The organism is Geminicoccus flavidas (assembly GCF_009806515.1).
GTDB lineage: Bacteria > Pseudomonadota > Alphaproteobacteria > Geminicoccales > Geminicoccaceae > Geminicoccus > Geminicoccus flavidus.
In genome coordinates this window covers 1-893 of sequence record NZ_WUJP01000996.1, presented here as the reverse complement: position 1 = coordinate 893, position 893 = coordinate 1, and the positions used below count along the sequence as shown (strand labels likewise).

Genomic DNA, 893 nt, shown 5'->3' with positions numbered 1-893 from the left:
ATGATCGCCTTCATTCGCCTACCGTCCCTGATCTGGCGCAGCCATGTCGTCGCCTGCCGCCGGCTTGGTGCCGTTCGTTCGGTCGTGGCTGCTGCCTGCCCTGCGCCGGGGGAGCCTAGGTGAATCATCCGACGATGCAACCGGAGACGGCAGAAGGCAGTGCCCCACCCACGAAACCGATTGCCGCGCCCCCGGCTTGCTCCGGCTCGGAGGCTGCGCAATCTAGCTGCATCAGGATGCGGCCGACTGCACCGGGCCGCACGCCGGGCCCCGTCGCCCGCAAGGAGGAGATCCGTCATGTCGAACGGCAAGCATTTCGTTCCGCCAGGACCGCTCGGCTTCGGCGGGGCGCCTTTGGGCAACATGTTCGCGGAGATCTCCGACGCCGACGCCGACGCCACCCTGGCGGCGGCCTGGGATGCCGGCATCCGCCATTTCGACACCGCACCCCATTACGGCTCGGGCGTGTCCGAGCATCGCTTCGGCCATGCGCTGCGCCGCTACCCGCGCGACCAGTTCGTGCTGTCCACCAAGGTCGGCCGGCTGCTCCGCCCGGACGCGAGCAAGGCGGGGCAGCAGGGCCCGTTCGTCAACTGCATGCCGTTCCGCAGCGACTACGACTACACGGCCGACGGCGTGCGGCGCTCGCTGGACGACAGCATGCAGCGCCTGGGCATGGCGCAGATCGACATCGTCTACATCCATGACTGTGCCGAGGACCATCACGGCCCGCAATGGAAGGAGGCGTTCCGGACCGCCATGGAAGGGGCGGTGGTGGCGCTCACCCGGCTGCGCGAGGAGGGCGTGATCCGCGCCTGGGGCCTGGGCGTGAACCTGGTCGAGCCCTGCATCCTGGCCCTGGAGCAGGCCGACCCGGACGTGTTCCTCCTGGC

1 protein-coding gene is annotated in these 893 nt (G+C 69.3%); it reads left to right on the top strand.

Features of this window, described 5'->3' with window-relative positions; genetic code table 11:
- Positions 1-297: 297 nt before the first annotated feature.
- Positions 298-893, top strand: a 596-nt coding sequence (locus EQG76_RS28260; RefSeq protein WP_200841197.1) for an aldo/keto reductase, incomplete at its 3' end; no start/stop codon positions are given.